The 20,336-nt window shown below is 37.8% G+C and carries 17 protein-coding genes; 3 read left to right on the top strand and 14 right to left on the bottom strand.

The window, feature by feature from the left end:
• Positions 1 to 84: 84 nt before the first annotated feature.
• Complete coding sequence (locus SK086_RS12750) at positions 85 to 3,501, top strand: T9SS type B sorting domain-containing protein (protein WP_324692098.1); 3,417 nt, start codon at positions 85 to 87, stop codon at positions 3,499 to 3,501.
• Here the strand turns inward: SK086_RS12750 and SK086_RS12745 are convergent, their stop codons facing one another.
• The 7 genes from SK086_RS12745 to gcvP form a co-directional block, all read right to left on the bottom strand.
• Positions 3,502 to 4,266, bottom strand: coding sequence for an ABC transporter ATP-binding protein (locus SK086_RS12745; protein WP_290875396.1), 765 nt, complete (start codon positions 4,264 to 4,266; stop codon positions 3,502 to 3,504). It lies immediately after the preceding gene.
• A complete protein-coding gene (locus SK086_RS12740; protein ID WP_324692095.1) occupies positions 4,266 to 5,012 on the bottom strand; it encodes an MlaE family ABC transporter permease in 747 nt (248 codons plus the stop codon). Before SK086_RS12740 ends, SK086_RS12745 begins: the two co-directional genes overlap by 1 nt.
• A 239-nt stretch (positions 5,013 to 5,251) precedes the next feature.
• Positions 5,252 to 6,100, bottom strand: coding sequence for a glycosyltransferase (locus tag SK086_RS12735; protein ID WP_324692094.1), 849 nt, complete (start codon positions 6,098 to 6,100; stop codon positions 5,252 to 5,254).
• The gene (locus SK086_RS12730) at positions 6,100 to 6,624 is read right to left on the bottom strand and encodes a class I SAM-dependent methyltransferase (RefSeq protein WP_324692093.1); all 525 of its coding nucleotides are present in this window, start codon (positions 6,622 to 6,624) and stop codon (positions 6,100 to 6,102) included. Before SK086_RS12730 ends, SK086_RS12735 begins: the two co-directional genes overlap by 1 nt.
• Before the next feature lie 70 nt (positions 6,625 to 6,694).
• The gene (locus tag SK086_RS12725) at positions 6,695 to 7,753 is read right to left on the bottom strand and encodes a 3-oxoacyl-ACP synthase III family protein (RefSeq protein ID WP_324692091.1); all 1,059 of its coding nucleotides are present in this window, start codon (positions 7,751 to 7,753) and stop codon (positions 6,695 to 6,697) included.
• A gap of 114 nt (positions 7,754 to 7,867) precedes the next feature.
• Positions 7,868 to 8,254 (bottom strand): group III truncated hemoglobin, encoded by a 387-nt coding sequence (locus SK086_RS12720; RefSeq protein ID WP_290875379.1) that lies wholly within the window; start codon positions 8,252 to 8,254, stop codon positions 7,868 to 7,870.
• A gap of 94 nt (positions 8,255 to 8,348) precedes the next feature.
• The gene (gene gcvP / locus SK086_RS12715) at positions 8,349 to 11,192 is read right to left on the bottom strand and encodes an aminomethyl-transferring glycine dehydrogenase (RefSeq protein ID WP_324692090.1); all 2,844 of its coding nucleotides are present in this window, start codon (positions 11,190 to 11,192) and stop codon (positions 8,349 to 8,351) included.
• Positions 11,193 to 11,645: 453 nt separating this feature from the next.
• Between gcvP and SK086_RS12710 the strand changes: the two genes are divergently transcribed.
• A complete protein-coding gene (locus SK086_RS12710) occupies positions 11,646 to 12,167 on the top strand; it encodes a hypothetical protein (protein ID WP_324692089.1) in 522 nt (173 codons plus the stop codon).
• Positions 12,168 to 12,206: 39 nt separating this feature from the next.
• On the opposite strand, the gene SK086_RS12705 is transcribed toward SK086_RS12710, so the two are convergent.
• The 4 genes from SK086_RS12705 to SK086_RS12690 form a co-directional block, all read right to left on the bottom strand.
• Positions 12,207 to 12,593: a hypothetical protein gene (locus SK086_RS12705; protein ID WP_324692088.1), complete on the bottom strand. Its 387-nt coding sequence runs from the start codon at positions 12,591 to 12,593 to the stop codon at positions 12,207 to 12,209.
• 12 nt (positions 12,594 to 12,605) lie between these two features.
• Positions 12,606 to 12,950: a hypothetical protein gene (locus SK086_RS12700; protein WP_324692086.1), complete on the bottom strand. Its 345-nt coding sequence runs from the start codon at positions 12,948 to 12,950 to the stop codon at positions 12,606 to 12,608.
• Positions 12,947 to 13,285, bottom strand: a complete 339-nt coding sequence (locus tag SK086_RS12695) for a hypothetical protein (protein WP_290873288.1) — start codon at positions 13,283 to 13,285, stop codon at positions 12,947 to 12,949. The genes SK086_RS12700 and SK086_RS12695 overlap by 4 nt, the downstream gene beginning before the upstream one ends.
• 106 nt (positions 13,286 to 13,391) lie before the next feature.
• The gene (locus SK086_RS12690) at positions 13,392 to 13,895 is read right to left on the bottom strand and encodes a GbsR/MarR family transcriptional regulator (protein WP_290873285.1); all 504 of its coding nucleotides are present in this window, start codon (positions 13,893 to 13,895) and stop codon (positions 13,392 to 13,394) included.
• Positions 13,896 to 14,200: 305 nt separating this feature from the next.
• Here SK086_RS12690 and SK086_RS12685 point away from each other — a divergent pair, with 305 nt between their 5' ends.
• Complete coding sequence (locus SK086_RS12685) at positions 14,201 to 18,226, top strand: beta strand repeat-containing protein (protein WP_324692085.1); 4,026 nt, start codon at positions 14,201 to 14,203, stop codon at positions 18,224 to 18,226.
• A gap of 382 nt (positions 18,227 to 18,608) precedes the next feature.
• On the opposite strand, the gene SK086_RS12680 is transcribed toward SK086_RS12685, so the two are convergent.
• From SK086_RS12680 to SK086_RS12670, 3 genes are read right to left on the bottom strand one after another with little or no spacing between them, the layout of a single operon-like run.
• Complete coding sequence (locus tag SK086_RS12680) at positions 18,609 to 19,121, bottom strand: hypothetical protein (protein WP_324692083.1); 513 nt, start codon at positions 19,119 to 19,121, stop codon at positions 18,609 to 18,611.
• The gene (locus SK086_RS12675) at positions 19,114 to 19,692 is read right to left on the bottom strand and encodes a hypothetical protein (RefSeq protein ID WP_324692081.1); all 579 of its coding nucleotides are present in this window, start codon (positions 19,690 to 19,692) and stop codon (positions 19,114 to 19,116) included. Before SK086_RS12675 ends, SK086_RS12680 begins: the two co-directional genes overlap by 8 nt.
• Before the next feature lie 16 nt (positions 19,693 to 19,708).
• Positions 19,709 to 20,329, bottom strand: coding sequence for a hypothetical protein (locus tag SK086_RS12670; protein ID WP_324692079.1), 621 nt, complete (start codon positions 20,327 to 20,329; stop codon positions 19,709 to 19,711).
• Positions 20,330 to 20,336: the final 7 nt, after the last annotated feature.

Genomic DNA, 20,336 nt, shown 5'->3' with positions numbered 1-20,336 from the left:
CTCTTTTTTTTGTATCAAATACTAAGAATTTACGCATTCAAATAAGATTTATCGTATCTTTCATGAGTTAAAAATGCTATTACCATGAAAGATATGCGTTGGCAAATTGGAGTGATTTTGCTGTTTCTGACTCAATTCACCTTTGGACAATTGTCCAATTTTACCCTTGCAGTAACAAAAGTAGATGAAACTTGTACAGCTAACGGAGAGTTACAATTTTCAGTTTCAAATACCACGGCAGGAGCAACTATGCTGTATTCTGTTTACCGCTTGCCGAATGTTACTACACCTATTTCTGTGCAATCCGCAACGAGCTTAACCGGATTAATTGCCGGAGATTACCGTGTTATCGCTACGCAATCTTTAGGAAGTCAGAGTGGAAGTCAACAACAAGATGTTACTATTGATGACGAAGTTAATATCTTGACCTATCAAGTTACAGGGAACGACGAGATTTGTAGTTTTGACGGTTCCATAATCATCACTACTCTCACGGGGACGGCGGTTAACTACGAAATTTTTTCCGGCCCTGTAATAAGACCGATACAAACTTCTAATACGTTTCCAAACCTAACTACAGGAACCTACCAAGTTCGGGTTCGAGACAATTGTGGCGAAGCTGTTACACAAACCTATACTGTTGAAAAAGCCAATACGAATTTGGAGTTTGAATTGTTTCCGCCAGAATTGGATGATTGTAGTGTTAATGTTAGCGCCGAATTTGAACCGCTAGTTCCTAATGGCGTTATTGCTTACCCATTAACCGTAACTACTACGGTAACTCCGCCAAGCGGACCTAATTTGGTTTATACTCAAACCGTGTCTTCGGGACAGTTTTTTTTACAAAATATACCTTTTTTTGAAGAAAATTACAGTTATACTTTTACGGTTGTTGATCGATGTGGAACAATTTTCACTGTTAATGGGTTGATTTCTAATTTGAACACGGATCCTTATTATTCGTTGGCACCTATCGATTGTTCTCATAAAACGGCTGTTTTTTTCAATGTAATAACATTAAACTTATTGTCAGCACCATCAGGCTATAGTTTGTCCGTACCACATAATTTCACTTCCCAAATAGTCAATAATTCTGTTGCTGTTCCGGATATGATAGCCGGTACTTACACCTTTAAAGCTGTTAGTCCTTGTAACGAATCGTTTACCATTGTTGTTGAAGTTATTTTTACTGAGAGTCCGCCTTTTGATTTGGTTTACAATGTAGGCTGTAACTTCGGTTCAGTTTTGATTTATAACATACAAGAGTTGTTCCTGATTTCGGCACCGCCGGCATATACTTTACCGCTTCCCTATAATTATACTTCCCAAATTAATTCAGCCAATTATATTGGATTGGTTTTGCCGGTTGGAACTTATGTGTTTAACGCAATAGGATTATGTGGAGGTACTGACCCGATTGAAATTATAGTTGATCTAATTCCGGCACCCGGACCTCCGGCACCCATTTTAGGAATAGGTTGTTCACCCGGATATGGTGCTGTTTATTTTACAGCCGAATTGTCCTCGGTGACTATACTTACAGCGCCGCCTTCCTATCAACAAACACTGCCTTTTAACGTATCAGACGGAATTAATCAAAACGGAACAGCTTTCTTTTTAGACATGCTTCCGGCCGGAAATTACACTTTTGAAGCTATAGTTTGCGGTATTCCTTTTATTGTGCCTTTTACTATACAAGGATATCAACCGGTAACCGATATTGTCATCAATCCGAATTGCGGTTCATTTGACTTGTCGTTAGCGCATAGTTCAAACAATTTGGGCTTTACTACTTATTGGTTGCAAAAATGGAATCCTATTACTAACAGTTGGGGACATCCTGTAACTAATGTTGGCTATACGGAAGGTTTTCTGCCTAATAATTCAAATTCTTATCCGTTGGTTAATAACGCTATCAATTACAATTTTGCTACATTAGGAAGTTTCCGTGTCTTGAAAGTGTTTGATCTTTTTGAAGATGAAGTGTTGTTTAGATGTTATGAAACGCTGCAAGAATTTGAATTTAATGGTTTACCCAAGATTACTGATGTTTATGCTGTTTCCTGCGGCAATACATTTGAAGTAATTGTACTGGCAGAAGGCTTAAATCCAATGCAATACCGAATTACTACTAAAAACGGACAGCCCTTTGCAGTAGATAACGGGAACTCTAATATGTTCTCCGGTTTGGAAGCGGCTACTTACAACTTTCAAGTGGAAGATGCCTGTGGTAATTTATTAAACAGCGCTTTTGAAATTGTGAGTCCAAATCCGTTAGAAATCACCGCCAATACCATTTTGTGTAATGGTGAAAACCTGACTTTGTCCGTGCCCGATTTTGCTTTTTTCCAGTACCAATGGTGGAAAGGAAACGATACCGCCAACATCTTGAGTACAACAAGTTCATTAGATTTTTTACCTTTTAATGTGCCCAATAATAACGGAACATATTATGTAAGCATTTCTTATACGAACAACACAGCATCTTGTTTGAATCAGGTGTTGAGTTATACCATTAATGTTTCGAATACCCAACCTAATGCCGGTGACAACAACACGGTTTCGTATTGTGGTCGTCAAGGCAATATTAATTTGTTTGCGCTTTTACAAGGTAGTTATGATGCTAATGGGACTTGGTCAGAACTAACTTCCAGTGGAACTTTGACTAACAATCTTTGGAATTCTGCTGCGGTAGCTTTCGGTACCTATCAATTTAAATATCGAGTGGTTGGCAATTGTAATGCTTCTGATGAGGCCTTCGTAAACATTACTTTAAAAGAAATTCCACAGCAGCCTATAGCTTCCTCCGATACAGTCATTTGTGATACTCGAAGTTTGAACTTATACGCTTCTACAGTGCCGAATGCGACCTATGTTTGGAGCGGACCAAATGGATTTGCTTCCCAACAGCAAAATCCAATGTTAAATCCGTTATCCTTGACAGACAGCGGAACGTATTCCGTTTATACAGTGCTCGACGGTTGCCAATCGACACCAGATACTGTAGAAATTACTGTTAATCAGTTGCCGATTGTTAGTTTGAGTCAAGATTGTATCAATGACGAGTATGTGGTTGCAGCTACTACGGGTTCGAATGTCACTTTTGATTGGGCCGGGCCAGACGGTTTTAGCAGTTCACAAAATCCGATTGTGATTACCAAAGCGGCTACCGGGAACTATGATTTAACTATTACGGATCAAAATGGGTGTAGTGTTACCCAATCCATCAATGTAATTCGAACCATCTGTTCGATTCCGAAAGGTGTTTCGGCCAACAATGATGGCGATAATGATTCGTTAGATTTAACAGGCTTTGGTGTCGAAAGATTAAAAATTTTCAATCGATACGGTATGCTGGTTTACGAAATGGGAAATTATGTCAACCAATGGAAAGGCCAAGACAAGTACGGTCACATTCTACCCAGTGCTACTTATTACTATTTAGCCACTATGGATACCGGAGAAGTAAAATCGGGTTGGGTGTATTTGATACACGACTAATTAGTCTTCCTTATTCTGCGCTTTTCTGATTTTTTTGAACAGATTAGACGAATATACAAAATCAGTTATCGCTTCGTTATCGGTTTTGAAGATGTCTTTTTTGGTGCCTTCCCAAGCCAAAATGCCTTCTTTCAAGAAGATGATTTTATCGCCAATTTCCATAACCGAGTTCATGTCGTGCGTATTAACTACGGTGGTTATATTGTATTCTACCGTGATTTCATGAATCAAATTGTCAATTACTATAGCTGTTTTGGGATCTAAACCCGAATTGGGTTCGTCACAAAAAAGATACTTAGGATTGTTTACAATGGCTCGTGCAATCGCCACCCTTTTTTGCATACCACCCGAAATTTCGGAAGGCTTTTTATGATTGGCATTGATGAGGTTCACACGGTTGATTACAAAATTCACTCGCTCTTTAATTTCGGCATCGGTTTTATTGGTGAACATTTTTAAAGGAAAACCAACGTTTTCTTCCACTGTCATACTGTCAAAAAGCGCACTGCCCTGAAATACCATGCCGATTTCAGTTCGCAAAGCTCTTTTTTCATCCGGTGTTAACTCCGAATAAATACGCCCATCAAATGAAATTGTACCTTTGTCGGGTGAGTGTATACCCAACAAGCTCTTTAGCAAAACTGTTTTTCCCGAACCACTTTGCCCAATAATCAAATTGGTTTTTCCGGCGTCAAAAACGGTTGAAATTCCTTTTAACACCTTGCTGTCTCCAAAAGACTTTTCTACATTTTTAACTTCTATCATTAGGTTAACAGTAATTGCGTTAAAATATAATTCGATAAAATGATGGTTACCGAAGTCCATACAAACGAAACCGTACTGGCTTTACCCACTTCTAAAGCGCCGCCTTTCATATAATAACCGTGAAATGAGGGAATAGTAGCCAGCAACATGGCAAAAACTACGGTTTTGATAAAGGCATAAGCAATATGAAAAGGAATAAACTCTTGTTGGATTCCGGTAATAAATTCGTTACTCGAAGCAAAGCCGCCGTAAACCGAAGCAATCCATCCGCCAAATACGCCTAAAAACATCGCAATTCCAATCACAAAAGGGTAGAGTAGCAAGGCAATAATTTTAGGGAAAATCAAATAGTTTAACGAATTTACACCCATTACTTCTAAGGCATCAATTTGTTCGGTAACCCGCATAGTTCCTATACTTGAAGTGATGAATGAGCCCATTTTTCCCGCCATAATGATCGAGATAAAGGTTGGCGCAAACTCCAAAATAACCGATTGTCTCGTGGCAAAACCGATGAGGTATTTGGGGATCAACGGATTGGTCAAGTTCAAAGCCGTTTGTATCGACACTACACCTCCTACGAAAAACGAAATAAAGCAAACAATCCCAAGCGAATCAATGATCAAATCATCAATCTCCTTAAAAATCAACTGTCGCATAGCCGACCATTTTGTGGGATTGCGGAAAACTTCTTTCAACATCAGGAAATATTTCCCTATTTGCGATAAATACCTTACGAGCATCATGGGCTTAAAATAATGTCAAAAATAAGCAGAAGTTATGAGTTATAAGTTATAAGTTATAAGTTTTTGGGCGTTTCCTGTGGCAGTCGGCTTTCAGCCTTGTGTCCCTTCTGGTCGGGCTATTCGTTACAATCTTTTTAGGATTGAATTTTTTCTTTCATTGGGCTACTGGGCTATCCTAAAAAGGATTTTCACTACGCACAAGCAAAGCGTCTGCCGAAGGAATCCCTAACGCAACTTTCTCAGAACAACTTTTCTTTCATTTTTTTCCAGCGATAATTCCGAATGAATTTAGCTTGTTCCTCTGAAACCAATAATGGTTTTTGAGCCGATTTCGCTTTCCAAAACCCTTTGATGTAATCTAAAAAAAGTAGCGGTTTGCCTTTGCGCATGGCCAATTTTAAAGAAGCAATGGCCGTGATGAAAAAGCCGTAACCCAAAGTGTAGAAAGCTTCTCCTTGTTTGTAACGCGCTGTTTGGTTATAATTAGCGCCGGTTGGTTTAAGGTGTTTGACTTTCAAAGATTCATCGGTTACTACTTTCCATTTGTAAAATTTGCAAAGCAATTCGTCTACAGTATCCCAACCCATAGCCGGTTTTAATCCGCCTATTTGTTGGAAAGTTGCTTTTCGATAGGCTTTAAAGGCACCGCGAATGTGATCTTTATCGGTTAAGTTTTCCAAGAGCCATTCGCCGTTTTTTTCAATATAAGCAAATCCGCCAACCATTCCGATTTTGTCATCGGATTGAAAATGATTGATGATGGTTTCAAAATAATTCGGAGGGAAAATTAAATCGGCATCGGCCTTGACCATAATGTCGTATTGATCATCTAAAGTTTCTAATCCCTTTTGAAAGGCCAGAATTACTTTGCTGCCGGGCAAATGAATCACATCGGAAGTAGCGTTGAGCAATGAAATCCAAGGATATTTTTCGGCAAAAGCCAAAACAATATCAGCCGTTTTGTCGGTAGAATTGTCATTCACAATAACGGCTTTCGTTGGCAAAACTGTTTGGTCTGCCAAAGATTGTAACGTAAGTGCCATAAAGGCTTCTTCGTTATGCGCCGGAATAACAATATAGTAGTTCATTATTTTACTTTTTCAGCATACACCAAGTAGTAGCGAGGTGTAATCCAACGCAATAAAGGACGGAACCCTAACTTTTTTACCGGATGCGTAAATTTCAGGCGGTCTACAATTTTATAGCCTGCTTTTTCTAATAACCAATCGAGTTGCCAATCTTCAAACTCGTGGTAATGCCTGTCCCACATATCGGTTTTGCTTCGGTAAGCCGGTGAAAACCACAAACGCAACGGAATAGAAATTAAAACTTTATCAGCTTTAACGTTTTGTAACACAGTATAAGGATTAAGCAAGTGCTCGAAGATTTCGAAGGCAGTAAAAACGCTATAGTTTTCGGTCTGTAAGGCAGTTTGGTCGTTGTCTATATCTTCGCCTTTGGTATTGATAACGGTATAACCATTGTCTTCCATAATTTTAGAAAACGGATTGGGCACACCTAAATCTAAGACGGTTTCAGCTGTTGAAACGTGTTTTTTTAAAAATTGTAAAGTAAGGTTAAAGCGTTTACTTGGATAGGTCTTCTCGTACATTGATCGAAGTTATTTATGTCGAGCAAAATTAACTATAAACTACAAACCTTAAACCATAAACCGTAAAAAATTACATTCTGTATACAATGGCATTCACGTTCATCCCGGCGCCGACTGAGGCAAACAAAATTACATCACCTTTGGCAAGAGAATGTCCTTCTAAGGAGCCTCTAACCAATAAATCATAAAGCGTAGGCACAGTAGCTACACTTGAATTGCCTAATTTGTGAATACTCATCGGCATAATGCCTTCCGGTGCTTTTTGCCCGTAAAGTTTGTAGAAGCGTTGAATGATGGCTTCATCCATTTTTTCATTGGCTTGGTGAATGAGTACTTTTTTGATGTTGCTGATATCGATACCACTGGCATCAACACATTCTTTCATGGCTTTGGGAACCTGACTCAAGGCAAACTCATAAATTTTTCGCCCGTGCATTTTGATGTAACGCACATCGGGATCGTGCTCTTTGTTAAACGAGTTTCCGAAAAATAAATAATAGGCTTCGTCGTACGTAAAAGTAGCAGAAGCGTGTGCTAAAATACCGCCTTCTTCTTCAGTTGCTTCTATAATGGTAGCGCCGGCACCGTCAGAGTATATCATACTATCGCGGTCGTGCATGTCTACTACGCGAGACAAAGTTTCGGCACCAATTACTAAACATTTTTTGGCCATACCGGCTTTGATAAAGGCTTGTGCCTGAATGACACCTTCTACCCAACCCGGACAACCAAAAAGCATGTCATACGCCACACATTTCGGGTTTTTAATACGCAAATCGAATTTAACTCGGGTGGCTAAACTTGGTAATATATCAGTTTGAATCGCCCCTTTTTTTACGTTGCCAAAATTATGAGCAAAGATGATATAGTCTAATGTTTCCGGATCAATTCCGGCCTTTTCAATCGCTTTTTTGGCAGCTATAGCGGCTATGTCGGAGGTTAGTAAATTATCGGTAACATAACGGCGTTCTTCAATGCCGGTGATGTCGTAAAATTTTTCGGTAATAACTTCGTTAGGTAAGGGGAAAGGCGTACCGTCATCGTTTAAAAAAACGTGCTTGGTAAAATCGGAATTGGTCACGATCTCGGTGGGAATGTAACATCCCGAACCGGTTATTTTTATATTCATATGCTAATGATTTCAACACTAAATTATTAATAAAATCAATAGTTGGTAAAGGAAGGTTTCTTTTTTTAAAAGAATTGTGAATTGTTTAGCAAAACTCAGTTAAAAATAAGAATGCTATAATTTATCACCTTGTTGTTGGGCAATTTTAATTTGCATAATTGTTCCGATACTTAAGGCTTGTGTTTTGATTTGCTCTGCTTTTTGACCTTTGAAGTTTTCATCGACCGTGTTGTAAAAATGATTGAGCCAAATTTTAAATAATTCCGGTGACAAGTAAGATTTGGCATTGACATCCAAATGAATCTGCGTTAGGTTGTTGGTATATCCACCGGTTCCCAAAATGGCTTGAGACCAAAAGGTAACCAAAATAGGTAAATGTTCTTCGAGTTTTATTTTTACTACATCAGTGAAAATATAACTGATAGACTCATCGGATAAGAGCTTTTTGTAGAATTCATCTACTAATAAATATAAATCGTCTTGGTTTTGAATGTCGTTCATTGGTCGTTTTTGAATTTGTAAAAAAACCGGTTCTGAAAAAAAGGTTCCAAATTATACAACTTGGAACCTTTTACTTATTACTTCGTATTTTAAATTACATATACGCTTCAATCGGCGCACAAGAACAAACTAAGTTTCTGTCTCCGTAAGCATCATCTACTCGGCGAACACTTGGCCAGAATTTGTTTTCGTGTATGTACTCTAAAGGATAAGCCGCTTGCTCACGAGTGTATGGATAGCTCCAAGTATCAGCAGTAAGCATTGCCAAAGTATGCGGTGCATTTTTCAATACGTTATTATGGTCATCAGCCGATGCAACTTCAATTTCTTTTCTGATGGCAATCATAGCGTCGCAAAAACGATCTAATTCTGCTAAGTCTTCTGACTCCGTTGGCTCGATCATTAAAGTTCCGGCTACCGGGAAAGAAACCGTTGGTGCGTGGAAACCGTAATCCATCAAACGTTTGGCAATATCGGTTACTTCGATACCGTTTTGTTTGAAAGCACGACAATCTAAAATCATTTCGTGGGCCGCACGTCCCATTTCACCTGAATACAATACAGGATAATGTTCTTCTAAACGGGCTTTCATATAATTGGCATTCAAAATGGCGTGCTCTGTTGATTTTTTCAAACCTTCAGCACCTAACATGGTGATGTAACCATAAGAAATCAAGCAAACCAAAGCAGAACCGTATGGTGCGGATGAGATGGCTGTAATGGCTTGTTCGCCGCCAACTTTTACAATAGGATTGGTAGGTAAGAATGGTACCAATTTTTCGTTAACGCAAATCGGACCAACACCAGGACCGCCACCGCCATGCGGAATAGCAAATGTTTTGTGTAAGTTTAAGTGACAAACATCGGCACCAATAGTAGCCGGATTAGTCAAACCAACTTGGGCGTTCATGTTAGCGCCATCCATGTAGACTAAACCACCATTATCGTGAATAATTTTAGTGATTTCGCAAATAGCACTCTCAAATACACCGTGGGTTGACGGGTAAGTCACCATTAAGGCCGACAAATTATCTTTGTGCTCAATGGCTTTTGCTCTCAAATCTTCCACATCGATATTACCGTTTTCCATCGTTTTGGTTACGATAATCTGCATACCGGCCATAGCCGCTGAAGCAGGATTGGTACCGTGTGCCGAAGATGGAATCAAACACACATTTCTGTGAGCATCACCGCGTGATAAATGGTAAGCACGAATCGCCATCAAACCGGCATATTCGCCTTGCGCACCAGAATTAGGTTGCAAAGTAGTGCCTGCAAATCCGGTTACTACATTCAGCTGTTGCTCCAGTTTTTTTAACATGGTAAGATAACCTTCTGTTTGATTTGTCGGGGCAAACGGGTGAATACTGTTCCAGTTTGGCATCGACAAAGGCAACATTTCAGCAGCGGCATTGAGTTTCATCGTACAAGAACCCAAGGAAATCATGGAGTGGTTTAACGACAAATCTTTGCGCTCTAATTTTTTGATATAACGCATCAACTGTGATTCAGAATGATGGTTGTTGAATACTTCGTGTTGTAAAAACGTTGAGGTTCTTTCGAGTGAAGTCGGGAAATTATTTTGGGAACTTAAACCTGAAACGGTAAAAGCTTCTTTGCCGGTTGCTTCTGCAAAAATGGCTATGATTTGATTCAAATCGCTTAACGAAGTCGTTTCGTTCAAGGAAATTGAAATCGTTTGGTTGTCGATGTAAAAGAAGTTAACCTCTTGTTTTTCAGCTATGGCTTTAACTTTAACTGCATCTGCTTTTACTGAAATCGTATCAAAGAAAGCGGTATTGGTTTGGTAAACGCCTAATTTATTTAAAGCATCGGCCAAAGTTACTGCTGAAGCATGTACTTTGTTGGCAATGTATTTTAATCCTTTCGGTCCGTGAAAAACCGCGTACATTCCGGCCATTACCGCTAGTAAAACTTGTGCGGTACAGATGTTGGAAGTCGCTTTTTCACGTTTGATGTGTTGCTCACGAGTTCCCAATGCCATACGCAAAGCACGTTTTCCGTTGGCGTCGATAGAGACACCGATGATACGGCCCGGCATAGAGCGTTTGTATTCTTCTTTAGTCGCAAAGTAAGCGGCGTGTGGGCCACCAAATCCCATCGGGATTCCAAAACGTTGCGTAGTTCCAACTACCACTGAAGCGCCCATCTCTCCGGGAGAAGTCAGTTTGGCTAACGATAAAATATCAGCGGCTACGGCTACTTTAATTTCGTTTTCTTGCGCTTTGGCAATAAAAGCCCCGTAGTCGTTTACTTGTCCGAACTTGCCCGGATATTGTAAAATGGCTCCGAAGAAATCGGATGAAAAATCAAAGGTTTCGTGGTTGCCAACTACCAATTCCACACCGATAGGCATAGAACGCGTTTGCAACACAGACAAGGTTTGCGGTAAAATTTCTTCGGAAACGAAAAATTTACAGGTATTGTTTTTCTTTTGGTCACGAGTACGAACATCGTAAAGTAAAGCCATAGCTTCAGCGGCGGCGGTTCCTTCATCCAATAGGGAAGCGTTGGCGATTTCCATTCCGGTCAATTCCATTACCATGGTTTGGAAGTTCAAAATTGCTTCTAATCGGCCTTGTGCAATTTCGGCTTGGTACGGCGTATAAGCAGTATACCAACCCGGATTTTCAAAAATATTTCTTTGGATTACAGCTGGCACTATAGTCGGATGGTATCCTAAACCAATATAGGATTTGAATAATTTGTTTTTTTGACCTAATTCCTGAATGTGTGACAAGTATTCATATTCGGTCATGGGCGCCTCTAAGTTCAAGTCGTTTTTCAATCGAATATCATTCGGAATGGTTTCGTAGATCAATTGATCAAGATTTTCTACTCCGATGGTTTTGAACATATGGTTCAGGTCGCTTTCACGCGGACCTATGTGGCGTAATGCAAATGCGTCTGTTTTCATTAAATTGTAAGGTTCTAAATGTGTTTAGTTGTGTATGTCGGTTGCAAAACACTACGGTTTTTTAACACCAACAAAAGTAATTATTAATGTTCTAATTTTGTGCTAAACAAAGTCTAATATTTTGAGAATTTTTTAACCAAAATAGCTTCTTATTAACACTTTGCTTACTTTTAGCCTATGCTATTTTTTAAACGACTTCTCGACTTTTATATCAACAGTAGTATACATGTGGGTTTGGCGTTGTTTAGTTTGACATATGTAACGACATTTTCAAACGACTTGTGCCGGCATATTACTTATCCGTGTTGTGTGTTTTTCGGGACCATAATTGGGTATAATTTTTTGAAATATTTTGAAGTATTTCAGAAAGGCAATTTTAGTCTTAAAAAACACTTATGGATTTTGGTTGTCACACTTTTGGCAATCTTTGGGTATTTGTTTTTTATTATTCGCATGGTAGATTCGATAAAAATTCAAATGGTAATTGCGACCGGAATGGTTCTGGTCTATCCTTTTTTGAGAAAGTTTGGTGTGGTAAAAATGTTTTGGGTAAGTTTTGTGATTGCTTATTTAACCGCATTTGTATTCATTAATGCGTTGCCCGGTTTTGAGGGGATTATCGGGCTCGAATTTTTCAAGCGATTTCTTTTTGTGAGCGCTTTGATGATTCCGTTTGAAATTTATGACAGCCAACATGATGATACCACATTGAATACTTTACCACAAAAATTTGGTATAGCGAATGCTAAAAAAGCGGGCTATTTATTGGTGTTGTTGTACGTTGTTTTAGAGGTTGTCAATTTCAATTTTAATGAGAATGTCAAGTCTCAATATTTGGTTATTGCTATTGTGATTGCCATTGTGAATGCCATTGCCATTAAATTCTCTACTTTGGAACGCAGTCAATATTATACTTCTTTTTGGGTGGAAAGCATTCCGATTTTGTGGTGGGTTTTACTGGTTTTATTTCAATAAAAAAGCCGAAGTCAATCTTCGGCTTCTTTTTAGTTTGTATTAGGCTTTGAAAACTAAGCGTTCTTCTGTTTGTGCTTCTCTGGCTTTTCGTTTCCCTCTAAAGAAAAAGTAGAGGTTCAAAAAAAGCATCAAACCCAAGTAAATGGTAAATCCTCCAATTTTATAACTGAGTTCTTCAATCAATCGCTGGTAACTGTCTTCGTATAGATTCATCTCTAAAATCATCAAAGCAAAGCCAAGATTGAGCAGGTAAAATCCCGTTTCAAAGAGTTTGTTGGTAGCATTGGCAATTTCTTCTCTTCCTTTAAAAATGTCTAACATATAAATTTTACTGTTTTTGAACAACGTCTTAGAAACATAGTAAGTTAAAAACAAAGCCACAGGTAAATAAATGGCGTAACCGATTATGATTTTTGTAGTTTCCATAATAATAAGTATTTAAATTAATTTTTGAATGTATTTGGTGAGAACGTAAATGTTGCCGTAATGCATCAAGGCGATGGTTCCGATGATGATGGCCGATTTGAAAGCGATGACTTCAATGAGTTGGTTGAGTGTGGTAATTTTTTCCCAAGAGATTAAGGTCATGGCACAGTACCCAATGTTTAGCAAATAATAGCCTAACAGTAGCACTTGATTGATTTTTTGGCATAAATCCGTGTGGTCAGGAATGAGTTGCGCCACATAAATATTGCCGTTTTGGTAGCAAATTTGGCCTACTTTGATAATAATTACTATCGTTATCAATAAGTAAATGGCGTAGCCAATGAGGTTGAGGTTCATAGTTTTGCTTTTTTATAGATTATAAAAGTTAAATAGAAAGCTAACAATGGAGGGATAAAAAACAGAATCAAGGTTAAAATATCATTGTAATCTATATAATCATTAATAAACCAAAGCGTAAAAAATGTTACTACATTAACAATATAAAATTGTAGTTTTCTATCGTTTGGGTTATTAAATAACATATATAATCCTAAAATAACTTGAATGAATCCGGTAGCCATAGTGGAAAGAAGTGAATAGAATAAAGCACTTTCTTTAAAAATAGGATAGCTCATTAATATGACAAAGGGAAGTCCAATAGCAAAGGTGTTTAAGTGTTTAATGGTTCTCATTTTATTTATTATTTTAAACTTTCAGAAAAAAATGAAAGTTTTGATTAAAAAAAAGGGTTTTATTTAATTCGTTATTCTATTTTTTTTATTTGTCTCATCGAACGGTTTATTTCATAAATTTTATTAAAATCTGCGCTAACCAGTTGTCTTTGTACTCGGTCATTTTATCCAAAACGTTGTCGGCTTTTAAAACAAAATCATACAGTTTGGAAGTTTGTTCTACAAAATGTCTTTCTTCTGCTGTTCCGTCTGCTTCAATAGAAGATACTTCTTTCAATACCTTTAAAGCCGGTTTGATTTCGCGTTTGCTGCGTTCTTTAGAGATTTTTACCGCTAATTCATCCAAGTCTTTTTCTGCTGTAAAATACTCTCTTCTCTCACCTGTTTTATATTCTTTGTATACAATACCCCAATCCATAAGTGCTCTCAAGTTCATGCTGGCATTTCCACGGGAAATTTGCAATTCCTCCATGATGTCTTCCATAGAAACCGGTTCGTGCGACACCATTAATAAAGCATGAATCTGCGCCATAGTTTTGTTGATTCCCCATTGTGAACCCAATGCGCCCCAAGTTTGAACGAATTTATTTTTTGCTTCTCTAAATTTCATTTGTCTTTTTTGTGGATTTTTAAAAGGTCAAATGCAAATTGCATTAAAAATGCTCATTGTCATACTCCAAAGTTAAACAAAAGTTTTTAAACTTTCAAAAATAAATGAAATTTATTTCAAGGTCTTTCTTGAGGTTGAATTCATAGATGAAAAGATAGGTTCATTTAACAGTTTTTATATATATAAAATTGTAAAAATCGTAAATTTGTTACGAAAAATAAATCTTTAAAGTTAAAAGGAGGGTTATTGATAAGAAATGCTCTCAAAACACCTTACTTTAGCTAAGTTAACTAAAAATTATTATCATGAAAAAAACTACTTTACTGGCAAAACAGGGATACACTGTTTTATTTAAAAGCTGGTATGCAGTCTTTACGTTACTACTTCTTTTTTGTAGTAACTTAGGATTGGCTCAAGTTACATCTTATTCGTTTTCACAAACGGCAGATGTTTACTCACCCATTACTGGTGGAACTGTTCTTTGGACAGGTTATGACGGTTTTGATGACAACACTACCACCATTACATTGCCTACTGCTTTTGTATTTCAGGGAGTGTCTTATCCTTCAGTTTTTGTGAGCGCTAATGGTTATGTATTGTTCGGAAGTACAACCACAACCAACACGCCAATTTCTGCCGGACGCAACGCAGTAGCGGCTTTTGCAGCTGATTTAGATGCCAAAGCTGCAAGCGCTGGCACTGGAACTCCTGAGGTAAGATGGGAACAAGTAGGAAGTGAGTTTGTGTTGCAGTGGGCTAATGTTTGCAGATACGCTGCTTCAGGAGCCGGCGCAACTTCAACGGAAAATCTGAATTTTCAAATCCGTTTGAACACTTCTACAGGTGTCGTGAAAATTGTTTACGGAGCTTGTGTAGACAGGGTTACTCCCTTAACCACGGTTTATCCTCAAGTTGGTTTAGGAGGAGGTTCTACTACTATATATAGTAACAGAACCATAGCAGTCGGTACGGGAGATTGGATCAATTCTACCGCAGGAACTGCTAATAACAACACTATGGCCTTTAACGGATCAACAGTTCCAAGTAGTGGTTTAACATATACTTGGACACCGCCATCATGTGCAGCACCTACCGCATTGACCGCAGGGAATTTAACTTTTACCAGCGCTACTATTTCTTGGACAGCCTCTGTTTCTGCACCTGCAAACGGTTATGAATACGAAGTTAGAACCTCCGGTGCCGCAGGAAGTGGTGCTGTCGGCTTAGTTTCAAGCGGAACTACTAGTAGTTTAAATGCTCCGATAAGTGGATTAACAGCAAACACTACTTACAGCTTCTATGTAAGATCAAATTGTGGTTCAGGTAATTTCAGTGCTTGGAGTTCTTCAACTTTTTATACAGGACACTGTGTCCCTTCATCGACCTCTAATGCTACTTACATCAATAATTTCTCAACAACCGGAGGAAGTACTAACATTTCAAATCTGGCTTCCGGATATACAGCAACAGGTTATCAAGATAACTATACAACAGCTACTGTGAGTCAATATGCTACCGGAACTATCAACTTTGCTTCTGATATTGTTGGCGGAACTCTAGGAACCAGTATTTGGGTAGATTGGAACAATGATTTGGTGTTTGATAATACCACCGAAAGAGTTTTCGTGACTACGGCATTCGGAGGCAATCAAGTCGGAAGTTTTGTAGTGCCAAACGGTACGCCACTGGGAGATTACAGATTAAGAATCAGAGTGGATTTCAATGCCATTGCTCCGGATGCTTGTGCTTCAACTAACACAAGAACAGAAGCAGAAGATTACAAACTTACTGTAATTGCACAGCCAAGTTGTTTAGCGCCAACCGGTTTAACCATTAATAATGTTACAGCTACAGGTGCTACTTTTAACTGGACGGGTTCTGTTTCAACTAATAATGGTTACGATTATTATTATTCAACTTCTAATACTGCTCCAACATCAGGCACAACGCCTTCAGATAGTGTTGGACAAGGAGTGGTAACTGCAACAGTTTCAGGATTGACTCCAAGTACAGATTATTTCGTTTGGATCAGAACCAATTGTGATGCTAATGGATTGAGCGATTGGACTTCAGTTCCGGTAACTTTTAAAACGTTATGTAATCCTCCGGTAATTACTGCAACTACTCCTGGTTCGGTATGTGGTCAAGGAACAGTAAATTTATCGGCTACTTCAAATGAAGGAACTATAACTTGGTATGCAGCCCAAACAGGCGGATTAGCTTTGGCAACCGGTGGCTCTTTTACCACGCCAAGTATTAATACTACAACCTCATATTGGGCACAAGCTTCAACAGGTGTTACACAATCTTCCGGTAAATCGGCTCCTCCTGCTTCTGCAACCGGAACTACTCTTGCAAACTGGGGTATTGTTTTCAATGCAACCGAGAGTTTGAACTTACAAAGCGTATCGTTGTATTCCACCACAGCTGGTACGGTAAATATCAAAGTTACCAATGCTGCTTTGACCGAATTGTACGCCACAGGTGATGTAGCAGTTGCTGCCGGAGGAACAACCACTCCAAATGTTATTCCTCTTAACTTTACAGTTCCTGCCGGAACAGGATACCGAATCTTGGTGAAAGCCTATACCGGAGTGAATCTAATCAGAGACTCTTCAACTTTAGCCTTCCCATATGTTGGAACCGATGGTAAAGTAACGGTTACCTCTTCTGAATGGGGTGGAACCACTACAGGTACTTACTATTATTTCTATGATTTAAAATACAACCAAGGATGTACTTCTGCCAGAACTGAAGTTGTAGCTTCAGTAGTTGCGGCTCCTGCCTTAACGGTAAGTACTAACAATACGGCTGGCGTTTGTCAAGGACAATCTTCAAGCCCAGTTACCCTTACAGCCGGTGGTACTGATTACAACACTTTTACTTGGTCTCCATCAACAAACGTAACGGGAGATGCTGTTAATGGTTGGATTTTCAATCCTTCTACAACTACCAATTACACGCTAACTGCAACACAATCTTCAGGGGCATTGTGTTCTACTAACACTAACGTTACGGTAAACATCAACCAGAATCCGGTTGTTGCTGCTTCAGCTACAGAAAATACTATTTGTGAAGGAAGTTCAACAGTGTTGAATTCAACTGTAACAGGTACATTGGCGGTTGGAAATGCGACTACTTTAACAAGTGCTACTTCTCAACCTACAGCCTTTTGTAACCGTTGGGCACAGTATTGGAACCAAACGGTTTTCACTGCAGCCGAATTACAAGCTTTAGGATTGAGTGCCGGAAATATTACTTCTATTGCTTATAATATCACTACTTTAGGGTCAGGGACTAATGTTACTAATTTCTCAATTAGTATCGGAACAACTGCTAACACAGCCTTGACTGCATTTCAAACTACAGGTTTAACTACCGTTTATGGTCCGTCAACTTACAACCACCAAGTTGGGTTGAATACCATTACTTTCGCTACACCTTACTACTGGGATGGTGTTTCTAACATTATTGTTGATATCAGACAAAATGGTGCCGATAGTACTAATAATGCAATCACTTACTTTACAGCTACTACTGCTAATACCACTATTTCGGCTGTTACCAGTACAACATTGGCTACCAATTCACTTCAAAACTTGGTAACTGCCGGTACTGTAGTTCCTGCAGCTTCCACGCAGCGATTAAATGTGGTATTCGGAGGTCAATTAGCTCCGGCTCCTTTCGGATTGACTTGGTCATGGAACCCTGGTGCATTATCCGGTGAATCAGTAACGGTAGCACCAACAGCAAATACCACTTATACCGTAAGAGGAACTAACCCTAATTCAGGATGTTTTGGCGAAGCTACTGTAGCTGTTGTGGTAAATACTGTTGCCACTCCAACCGGAAACCCAACTCAAATTTTCAATGTTAACGATCCTGCTGAAGCTACTATCGCTTCTTTAGTGGTTACCGGAGATAATTTAACGTGGTTTGCCTCAGAGGACGATGCCATCGATAATTTAAATCCTTTAGCTACCGGAACTCAATTGGTAAGCGGTACTACTTACTATGTTGTAAATACTTCAACGCAAGGATGTCGTAGTGCAGCCTTTGCCGTAACAGTTACCGTAACTTTAGGAAACGATTCATTTGATTTAGCCGGTTTAAAATTGTACCCTAATCCGGTGAACTCATTGTTGAATGTAGATTACACCGATACCATCACGGCTATCGAAGTATTCAATATTGTAGGTCAAAAAGTAACTGCTAAAAACGTAAATGCTTTAAGCACTACAGTAGACATGTCAAACTTAGCCGCAGGTACTTACTTTGTAAAAGTACAAACAGCTAATGCTGCCAGAACAATCAAAGTGGTGAAAAACTAAACCTCTTTAACACTATAAAGAAAGCCACCGCAAGGTGGCTTTTTTGTTTTTAGGAGTAGGGCGTTCCCCCGATAAGCATAATCTGCTTTGACCCGAATATTTGGCTATCGGGGTCGGGCTGTCCGCAGTACGCGGTACTTGCTCCCATCCCTAACGCGGGTATAGTGCACAAAAAAACCGAAGCCTAAACTTCGGTTTCTAATATTCTGATCAGTCTAATATTCTAAGCAGTCTAATAATCTAAGCAGTCTAATAATCTAAGCAGTCTAAATCAATCCCGCGCGTTTCAACAAAGCTTCCGGTCTCGGTTCTTGTCCACGGAAACGTTTGTAGAGTTCTATAGGGAAATGGATTAAACCAACAGAAAGTTAGTTTTTTAATGTTAAATATCTAATTTAAAATAGTTCTCTTGATTAGATATAATTCTATATATATTTTTCCAGCTATAGTTGAAACCTTCATCTTTTTCAAATTCACTAAAAATTCCAAAATGAACTTCATCAATTCCTATAGATTTTAGTTGACCAAAGAAAATTTTTAATAATTCTATTTCTAAAAGTTCATTTCGACTGTTTAATTCTGATAAATGAAAATAATCAAGAGGAATATCAAACTTTATTTCAATAAAATCTGTACAGATAAAGAGTACTATTTCATCCAATTGTATATGAAATCTCTTTTCAGGAATCAAAGATGATCTTAATGCAATTAATCTTGCTTCTCCTTTTTCAATTGGATTATAAATTCTCTTTTTGAAAAACAATTTATCATCTATTTCAATAGTTAATTTCAATTGTTTAGATAAAAGCTCACCCAAAGTTTCAATATCTGACAAATCTAGTTCGTGTTTACAAACTATAAGTGGATGTTGATAGGTGTCCTCAAATTTATTCATTTTGAATTGGTGTCCAGTTTAATTCTTCTTCAATCAATTTTCTAAAATGGGTTTGTATTTGAGGTGGAGTTCTACGAATATATTCTTCTGCTAAAACACTGGTGTTGCCTTTTAATTCTTTTAGATATTCAATTCTATTATTAGGTTGAATTTGACGAATAATCTCTCCATTATTGTTTTTAATATTCCAATTTTCACCCAAATTTGTCCAAATTACAGCATCAATATCTTCATTTTTTATCCAGTCTAAAATATTTTGTTCAAAAAAAACATCTGATGAAAATTTATCTTTTGTTTTATCATAACTTCCAATACTCTTTCTTCCTGATCCTTCTCTAACTGCTAAATTTAAAACAGCTTCTTCTAAATTTTGATAATTTGATAAAGCATATAAAACAGGAACTTTTGTGCCGTTTTCTGAAATTACTAAAGTTAGTCTTCCATCTTTTGAGATTCTTGCAAATTCTATTGGTAAAATTGGACCGTTTTCTTTCCATCCATTCTCTTCGTCAAAAACTAAATCTTTGGGTTGCCATATTAATGAACCCCAACCAAGGATTGCTATTTTCATCTTATAAGATTTAATTTTAAGTCCAAAATTCATCTGGGTCAGACCATTCATCACCACCACCGCCTTCATTATAACAATTGTCTGGATTACTCCAATATTTTATTTCATCACGAATATATCTATCTCTTTCTTCATCTTCTTTTTCTTGCTTTTTTTTTATGAATTTTTCAGCTTCTTCAGTTAAAAAATGTTGAGCATAAGCATTAAAAAAATTAAAAAAAATCATCAAGCATTCAATTTCTTCCTTTACCAAGTTTGTTTCTTGAACTATAAGTAACCAATTATCAAGGTGCTTGTGTTTATAGTTAGAATAATTATGCCAAAAGCCTACTTCAAGATTAGGGTTTTGTTTTGAATTTAAAAATGACTCTTTGAGTTTATCTATCTTATTAATGATATTTTTTTTAAACTCAAATCTCCATTTTTCAGAATTGATTAATAAAAAGTCTTTTTGTTTATCATTAAATGAATCTAATATATTTTGTTTCTCATAACTAATTAAATATTTTGAAAAATAGTCTTCACCCATCTTATATTCATACGATTCAATGATTAAATCATTATAACTAATGTTAAACATATGGCTGAATATGTTCATTTCAGGATTTATATTTTGAAATTTTTCTATTATGTTCATAATACTT

It is taken from the genome of Flavobacterium cheonhonense, assembly GCF_035671315.1.
Classification (GTDB): domain Bacteria; phylum Bacteroidota; class Bacteroidia; order Flavobacteriales; family Flavobacteriaceae; genus Flavobacterium; species Flavobacterium cheonhonense.
This window is presented reverse-complemented; position numbering and strand designations above follow the sequence as displayed.

Coding starts and splice junctions, on each gene's coding strand:
- SK086_RS12750 (WP_324692098.1), top strand. CDS start 85: ATGAAAGATATGCGTTGGCAAATTGGAGTGATTTTGCTGTTTCTGACT.
- SK086_RS12745 (WP_290875396.1), bottom strand. CDS start 4,266: ATGATAGAAGTTAAAAATGTAGAAAAGTCTTTTGGAGACAGCAAGGTG.
- SK086_RS12740 (WP_324692095.1), bottom strand. CDS start 5,012: ATGATGCTCGTAAGGTATTTATCGCAAATAGGGAAATATTTCCTGATG.
- SK086_RS12735 (WP_324692094.1), bottom strand. CDS start 6,100: ATGAACTACTATATTGTTATTCCGGCGCATAACGAAGAAGCCTTTATG.
- SK086_RS12730 (WP_324692093.1), bottom strand. CDS start 6,624: ATGTACGAGAAGACCTATCCAAGTAAACGCTTTAACCTTACTTTACAA.
- SK086_RS12725 (WP_324692091.1), bottom strand. CDS start 7,753: ATGAATATAAAAATAACCGGTTCGGGATGTTACATTCCCACCGAGATC.
- SK086_RS12720 (WP_290875379.1), bottom strand. CDS start 8,254: ATGAACGACATTCAAAACCAAGACGATTTATATTTATTAGTAGATGAA.
- gcvP (WP_324692090.1), bottom strand. CDS start 11,192: ATGAAAACAGACGCATTTGCATTACGCCACATAGGTCCGCGTGAAAGC.
- SK086_RS12710 (WP_324692089.1), top strand. CDS start 11,646: ATGGTAGATTCGATAAAAATTCAAATGGTAATTGCGACCGGAATGGTT.
- SK086_RS12705 (WP_324692088.1), bottom strand. CDS start 12,593: ATGGAAACTACAAAAATCATAATCGGTTACGCCATTTATTTACCTGTG.
- SK086_RS12700 (WP_324692086.1), bottom strand. CDS start 12,950: ATGAACCTCAACCTCATTGGCTACGCCATTTACTTATTGATAACGATA.
- SK086_RS12695 (WP_290873288.1), bottom strand. CDS start 13,285: ATGAGAACCATTAAACACTTAAACACCTTTGCTATTGGACTTCCCTTT.
- SK086_RS12690 (WP_290873285.1), bottom strand. CDS start 13,895: ATGAAATTTAGAGAAGCAAAAAATAAATTCGTTCAAACTTGGGGCGCA.
- SK086_RS12685 (WP_324692085.1), top strand. CDS start 14,201: ATGAAAAAAACTACTTTACTGGCAAAACAGGGATACACTGTTTTATTT.
- SK086_RS12680 (WP_324692083.1), bottom strand. CDS start 19,121: ATGAATAAATTTGAGGACACCTATCAACATCCACTTATAGTTTGTAAA.
- SK086_RS12675 (WP_324692081.1), bottom strand. CDS start 19,692: ATGAAAATAGCAATCCTTGGTTGGGGTTCATTAATATGGCAACCCAAA.
- SK086_RS12670 (WP_324692079.1), bottom strand. CDS start 20,329: ATGAACATAATAGAAAAATTTCAAAATATAAATCCTGAAATGAACATA.